Annotated in this window: 6 protein-coding genes and 1 pseudogene; 2 read left to right on the forward strand and 5 right to left on the reverse strand. The window is 73.4% G+C overall.

Features of this window, described 5'->3' with window-relative positions:
* Window positions 1-17: 17 nt before the first annotated feature.
* From ACWIF2_RS21950 to ACWIF2_RS21965, 4 genes and pseudogenes are all read right to left on the reverse strand, one after another.
* A complete protein-coding gene (locus tag ACWIF2_RS21950) occupies window positions 18-713 on the reverse strand; it encodes a DUF4328 domain-containing protein (RefSeq protein WP_454362314.1) in 696 nt (231 codons plus the stop codon).
* A 50-nt stretch (window positions 714-763) separates the two neighbouring features.
* Entirely contained in the window at window positions 764-1,126 is a 363-nt protein-coding gene (locus tag ACWIF2_RS21955; protein ID WP_454362315.1) for a DUF952 domain-containing protein, read from the reverse strand.
* 7 nt (window positions 1,127-1,133) lie between these two features.
* Window positions 1,134-2,125: pseudogene (gene bla / locus ACWIF2_RS21960) on the reverse strand (class A beta-lactamase).
* Between the two features lie 35 nt (window positions 2,126-2,160).
* Complete coding sequence (locus ACWIF2_RS21965) at window positions 2,161-3,798, reverse strand: penicillin-binding transpeptidase domain-containing protein (RefSeq protein WP_454362316.1); 1,638 nt, start codon at window positions 3,796-3,798, stop codon at window positions 2,161-2,163.
* An 85-nt stretch (window positions 3,799-3,883) separates the two neighbouring features.
* On the opposite strand from ACWIF2_RS21965, the gene ACWIF2_RS21970 reads away from it, so the two are divergent.
* The gene (locus ACWIF2_RS21970) at window positions 3,884-4,912 is read left to right on the forward strand and encodes a LysR substrate-binding domain-containing protein (RefSeq protein WP_454362317.1); all 1,029 of its coding nucleotides are present in this window, start codon (window positions 3,884-3,886) and stop codon (window positions 4,910-4,912) included.
* Window positions 4,909-5,784 carry a serine hydrolase gene (locus ACWIF2_RS21975; protein ID WP_454362318.1) on the forward strand — a complete coding sequence of 292 codons (876 nt, stop codon included), beginning with the start codon at window positions 4,909-4,911 and terminating at the stop codon, window positions 5,782-5,784. Before ACWIF2_RS21970 ends, ACWIF2_RS21975 begins: the two co-directional genes overlap by 4 nt.
* A gap of 25 nt (window positions 5,785-5,809) precedes the next feature.
* Here the strand turns inward: ACWIF2_RS21975 and ACWIF2_RS21980 are convergent, their stop codons facing one another.
* On the reverse strand, window positions 5,810-6,346 hold the full coding sequence (locus tag ACWIF2_RS21980; RefSeq protein WP_454362319.1) for a tellurite resistance TerB family protein: 537 nt from the start codon (window positions 6,344-6,346) through the stop codon (window positions 5,810-5,812).
* Window positions 6,347-6,445 lie beyond the last annotated feature (99 nt).

Raw genomic sequence — 6,445 nt, forward strand, 5'->3', positions numbered from 1 at the left:
AGGTGGGTCTCCCGTCCCTAGGAGCCGGTCCGCGCGACCTCGTCCATGCGTCCCTGCTGCGCCGCGGTGAGGGTACGGATCATCAGGGCGGCGGTCCCGGCCGCGGCCACGATCACCAGGTCGGCGGCGAGCAGGGGCCAGACCTCGTTGTAGGCGCGGGCGATGACCTCGTCGGCGGAGTCCGCGTAGATCAGGCCGACTCCGCCGGCCAGACCGGCCAGCCACAGGCCCCACCACCAGTTCACGAGGGCGGGCAGCCGCCGTTCGGGGAAGACCGACGCGTGCACGTCCGCGACCATGCCCCGGGGTATCCACAGGTTCGCGATGGGCACGATCCAGCCCAGGAAGAGCCAGAGGTAGTGGTACTTCGGTTCCTTGCCCGAGAGGGTCCTCGCGTTGTCCCGTGCGCGGTCCAGCCAGAGCAGGAACACGACCGCGCAGACCGCCGTGACTGCGCCGCCCGCGGAGCTGACCGAGTGGTAGGAGTTCTCCAGGGCGTTGAGGGGACGGTGGACGCCGTCGCCCTGGTCGGGCGGGCCGGACGCGGGCACGCCCGCCATGGCGAGCCGGATGTGCCAGACCGCCCGGACCGCCCAGGCCAGTCCGGCGAGGGCGAGAGCGACGACGGCGAGGTTGGCCGCGCTCCGGATCGGGCGCAGGGCGGCGGCCGGGGCGGGGGCCTGGGTGGTGGCAGGAGAGTCCTTGTCGTTCACCCGGTCATCTTGTCGTACTCGATCACCAGGGCCCCGGGCTCCCGTCCCGCTCAGTCCCGCCGGCTCAGTCCCGCCGCCCGGCCCTCCTCGTCCCACCGCACCTCGAGGACGTGGTCGACGGCGTCCCGGTCGAGGGGGCCGAACACGTGCGGGAACAGGACGTCCCCGGCGACCCCGGGCGGCGGGGCGGAGGCCGCCGCCTCGAACTCCACCTGCGCGGTGAGGCGCGCCTCGTCGAGGGCGAGCACCAGCAGCGGCCTGGGCGCGTCCCGGTAGAAGGCGTTGACCACGGCCAGCGTGGCCGGCTCGTCCGGGGAGCAGTGCACGAAGCCCTCCTCGGCGAGGGAGTCGGGCGCGTACGTCCGGCCGGGGGCGGTGTTCCAGACGGTGAGCGGTACGACGTGATAGATCATGGCCCCGTTATAGACCGTCAGGTCGCAGGGCGGCGATGGTGCGCCGGGTCGCCTCGGCGATCAGGGCGTCCGAGGGCTCGGCCGCGTGGCCGGGCCGGTCGGTCATGACGGCCAGGACGAGCGGCTCCGTGCGGGGCGGGCGGACGATCGCGATGTCGTTGGCCCGGCCGTAGTTGCCCGTACCGGTCTTGTCGGCCACCTCCCAGCCCTTGGGGAGCCCGGCCCGGATGCGCCGGGCACCCACTTCGGTGGCGTTGCGCGAGAGCAGGTCCGTGAGCAGGGCGCGTTCGCCGCGGGCAGGGCGGTGCCCAGGAGCAGTGCGCGGAAGTCGGTGGCGATCGCCCGGGGGGTGGTGGTGTCGCTGGGGTCGTCGGGCCGTACGTCGTGCAGTTCTGGCTCGTAGTGGTCCATGCGGCTGACCTTGTCGCCGAGTCCGCGCAGATAGGCGGTGAGTTTCGCCGGGCCGCCGAGGTCGCGCAGCAGCAGATTCCCGGCCGTGCCGTCGCTGTACCGGACGGCGGCGTCGCAGAGTTGGCGCAGGGTCATGCCGGTCGCGATGTGCTTCCCGGTGATCGGGGCGGTGGACTTGAGGTCGGCGCGCGTGTACATGACGCGCCGGTCCAGGCCCTTCAGGGAGCGGTGGTGCAGGACCGCCGCCGCGGCCAGTGCCTTGAAGGTCGAGCAGAAGGCGAAGCGCTCGTCGGCGCGGTGGGTCACGGTGACGCCGGTGCCGGTGGCGAGGGCGTAGACGCCGACGCGGGCGCCGTACTCGCCCTCCAGATCCGCCAGGCGCGCGCGACGGACGGTGGGCGCGGGGGCGGGCGGAGTGGTCGTGGACGTTCCGCCTGCCCGGCCGCCCGCCCGGCCGGTGTCCCGGTCGCCGTCCGTGCCGCAGCCGGCGAGAGGGAGGAGGACCGCGGCGGCCAGGAAGGAGCGGCGGGACGACGGAGAGGGCCCGTCGGCGGACCTGCGGGGTGCGACCGTGACTCGGGCTTTCACTCGGGCTTTCACTCGGGCTTTCACTCGGGGTTCCTTCACTCGGGGTCGTCGGAAGCGGCGGCCAGCAGGCTGTGGACGATCGGTCCGGCGGAGCCGCCGCCGGTGACGCCCTCCTCGACGACACAGGCCACGGCGACGTTGCCGCGGTGGGCGACCAGCCAGCCGTTGTTGTCCTGCGCGTCGGAGACCTCGGCGGTACCGGTCTTGGCGCCGATCTCGCCGGGCAGATCGGAGAGGACCTCCGCGGTGCCGTCGGTGACGGTGGCCCGCAGCATCGCGCGCAGTTCGGTGACGACGCCCCGTGGGAGCGGGGTCGTGGTGGTCTTGTCCTCGTTGCCGTCGGTGAGCGAGGGCTGGTGGAAGGTGCCGGACACGGCCGTCGCGGTCACGGACGCCATGAGCAGCGGGTTGGCCTGCACCCGGCCCTGCCCGATCATCGAGGCGGCCTTCTCCGTCTCGTCCTTCGGCGCCGGCACCGATCCGTCGTACGTGGGTGCCCCGACGTGCCATTCCTGGCCCACGCCGAAGTACTTACGGGCCACATCGCCGAGTTCCCCGTCGTAGAGCCGGTCGCGCAGGCTGATGAAGGCGGTGTTGCACGACTCGGTGAAGTCCTTGCGGAAGGTGGCGCCCGGGTGCTGGGAGAGCTCCACGTTCTGGAACCGCTTCCCCACCGTGAGGTACCGGGGGCAGTCGACCACGTCGTCCGGCTTGACGGCGTCCTTGAGCAGCAGGGCGCTGGTGGTGACGATCTTCCAGGTGGAGCCGGGCGCGTAGGTGCCGGAGAGGGCGCGGTTGAAGCCGGAGGACGGGGAGTTCGCCACGGCCAGGATCTCGCCGTCGTCGATGCGCAGGGCGACGAGCGCGGCGTTCTTGCCCTCGGCGTGGGTGGCGAGGGCCTGCTCGGCGGCGGACTGCCAGCCGGCGTGCAGGGTCGTGCGGACGGGGCCCTTGTCCCGGACCGTGCGCGCGCCGAAGGTGGCCTCCGTGCGCTCGACGTCCCCGGTGGCCCGGTCGACCAGGTGGATCGCCCCGCGTGCGCCGGTGTCCGTGCCGTTTCCGCCGAGCCGGGTCATGAGGGGCGCGAGGGAGGGGAGTTCGTCGCCGGACAGGGCCGTGCCCTGCCGGTCGATGACCTCGGGGGGTTTCGTCTCCTCCCGTTCGAGGCGGAACTTCTCGGTGCCGCTCAGGCGCGGGTGGACGACGGACAGCGTCCAGTCCACCTTCCAGGTGCCGTCGCCCCGCTGACGCAGCGGCAGCTTCGACTCGTAGGTCCAGGTGCCCAGGCCGGTGACGGGCATCCGGGCGGTGAACGGGACGGTGACCGTGCCGTCCTCCGCCTCGGTCGCGGCCTTGGCCTTGAACGCGGGGTCGGTGATCTCCAGTCCGGCGGTGAAGCTGTCCAGCACGCGCTGTGCCGTACCGGGGCTGGTCGTGCGGGCGGCCGCGCTCGGCAGCCGGCCGGCGGCCCAGTCGGCGAGGAAGGCGCGGGCCTGTTTCGCGGCGGCGGGGTCGGGGCCGGTGTCCCGTGCGAAGGGACCGAGACCGGCCGCGTACGAACCGCCCGCGGCGACGGCCAGCACCACCGCTCCCGCGGTGACGGCCCGTACGGCGTTGCGGCGCCGTCTGCGGTCCCGGTTGGAGCGGCTCGTGTATTCGGCGAGGGAGTCCATGCGCCGAGGACAGCAGCGCCGTGGGCAACCTGTCCAAGACCTTTATCGATCTCGCATCGATCAATACCGGATATGGTTACTGTTCGTGGACCTGGTGCGGCACCTGGAGTGCTTCGTGGCTGTTGCCGAAGAGTCACACTTCGGCCGTGCCGCGGCTCGCCTGGGCATGGCGCAGCCGCCGCTCTCGCAGCGCGTCCAGCGGCTGGAGAGACATCTGGGCGTCCGGCTCTTCGAGCGCACGAGCCGGCAGGTGACCATCACCGAGGCCGGGGCGCTGCTGCTGCCCGAGGCACGGGAGGTGCTCGCCCGCTCCGAGGCGCTCATGGCCACCGCACGCCGTATCCGCGACGGCGAGACCGGCCTGCTGCGGGCCGCGCTGCCACCCGACATATCCGGCGACACGGTCGCCGCGCTGCTCGCGGGCTTCGCCGACGCCGACAGCGCCGGCGTGGAACTTGAGCTGCACGAGCTGCCCACCGCCCAGCAACTGGAGCGGTTCGCCGCGCACGAGCTGGACGTCGGGCTCATCCACCACCCCTGTGACGTCTCCGGCCTGGAGCTGGGCCCGGTGCTCCGCCGCGAACTGGGCGTACTGCTGCCCCGCGACGCGGCGGCGGCCGGGCTCGCCGAGGTCCCCCTCGCCTCCCTCACCGGCTACGACCTGATCCTCTTCCCCCGCACGGGCGCCCCCGCGGTCTACGACGACCTGCTGACCACCTGCGCCCGCAACGGCTACACCCCGCCCGCCGTACGGCACGCCCAGGGCGCCAGCTTCGTCCGCGGACTGGTCCTGTCGGCGGAGGCGGTGTCCTTCAGCCCCCGGGACGCGCACGAGCCTGTGGAGGGCAACGGGGAGGGCTCGCGCCGAGAACCGGCCGCGAATGTCGCACCCGCCACGGGTGTCGCACCTGCCGCGGGTGTCGTCTGGCGTCCGCTCACCGGTGCTCCCCTAGCCCTGCGGCACTCCGTGGCCTGGCCCGGCGGACGCGGTGACGCCGCCGTGGCCGCCTTCGCCGAGGCCGCCACGCACGCGCTGCGCACCACCGCCGGCGCGGCCCCCGACCTGCCCACCCGCCCGCTCCATCTGCGCCCGGCCTCGGAGTACTGGCTGTGAACGACCCTCTCGCCCGTATCCACGCGGCCTTCGCCGACGCCGGGGTCACCGGTCGGCTGCACGCCGTCGACATCGACTCCGGTGCCCAGCTCGACGCGGGTGCGGACCAGCCGGTCTGCACCGCCAGCGTCCACAAGCTGTGTGTGCTCGTCACGCTCCACGAGCAGGCCGCGGCGGGGATCCTGGACCTCACCGAGCAGGTCGAGTGCCCGCCGGAGGGCCGCACCACCGGGCCGACGGGTCTCGCCGCGATGCTCGACGGCGCCCGGCTGTCCCTGCGGGACCTCGCCTATCTGATGATGTCCGTGAGCGACAACGCCGCCGCCGATCTGCTGCTGGGGCGCGTCGGCCTCGACGCCGTCAACCGCACCACGGCCCGTCTGGGCCTCACCCGCACCCACGCCGTGCACTCCTTCGGCGAGCTCCTCGCCACCATCAAGGAGGACGCCGGCCCCGGTGGCGCGCGGGCGCTCACCGACCCGCTCGTCGTCACCCGGCTGCGGGCGCTGGACCCGGCCCGCACCAACCGCAGCACCCCGCGCGACATGACGCGGCTGCTCGGCGCCGTGTGGCGCGACGAGGCATGCACGCCCGAGCACGGCGCGGCCGTCCGCCGGGTCCTCGGGCTTCAGGTGTGGCCGCACCGGATGGCCTCCGGCTTCCCCTTCGACGATGTCCATGTGGCGGGCAAGACGGGGAGCCTGCCGACCGTGCGCAACGAGGTGGGCGTCGTCGAATACCCCGACGGGGGGCGGTACGCCGTCGCCGTCTTCACCCGCACGGCCCGCACCTCCGCGCTGCTGCCCGCGGCCGACGCCGTCATCGGCACGGCGGCCCGCCTGGCCGTGGACGCGCTGCGCGCGGCCCGGTAGGCCGGCGGGGCCGCCGCGCCGGCGGTCAGAGCTGGAACTCGGCGGGAGACACCCCCAGTGCCGCGCAGGCCTCGCGCAGGACCGTCGCCTCGGCCTGGGAGAAGTGGCCGTCGGCCCCGGCGATGACCATGCCGGTCTGGACCACGGCCCGAGCCTCGGTGGGCTTCTTGGCGGCCTTGGCGATCTCCTGCATCGCCTCGGTCTTGCCGTGCTGGAAGTTCGCCGTCAGCTGGTCCACATGCTTGTTGAAGCGCTGGCGCAGCTGCTCCGGCGGGAAGTTCTGCAGCACGTCGTTGCTGAGGATCATCGACTCGACCTGCTGCCGCTCGGAGGCGTCCACCTGTCCGTCGGCCGCGGCGACCAGGGCGCACATCGCCATGCTCGCATCCCGGTACGCACCGCTCTTCAGCTCGTTCTTCAGCGACCCGAGCTGCGTCTTGAACAGCCCGACCAGCTGGGCCTTGCTGCCACCGCCCGACCGCGAACCCGAGCCGTGCCCGCCGGTCGCGCCGTGGCCGCCGGACGTGCCGTGCCCGCTCTGGTTCTGCCAGGTCGTCTCCATGGCCTCCATCGCCCTCGCCCCGCCGAAGGTGAGCCTGGTCAAGCCCCGCCGCCGCCTGCGACAGGGTGGTCACTCCGTACCGCGCCCGCCGGGCCATCT

This window comes from Streptomyces sp. NPDC055506 (assembly GCF_053643595.1).

Coding starts and splice junctions, on each gene's coding strand:
- ACWIF2_RS21955 (WP_454362315.1), bottom strand. CDS start 1,126: ATGATCTATCACGTCGTACCGCTCACCGTCTGGAACACCGCCCCCGGC.
- ACWIF2_RS21980 (WP_454362319.1), bottom strand. CDS start 6,346: ATGGAGACGACCTGGCAGAACCAGAGCGGGCACGGCACGTCCGGCGGC.
- ACWIF2_RS21965 (WP_454362316.1), bottom strand. CDS start 3,798: ATGGACTCCCTCGCCGAATACACGAGCCGCTCCAACCGGGACCGCAGA.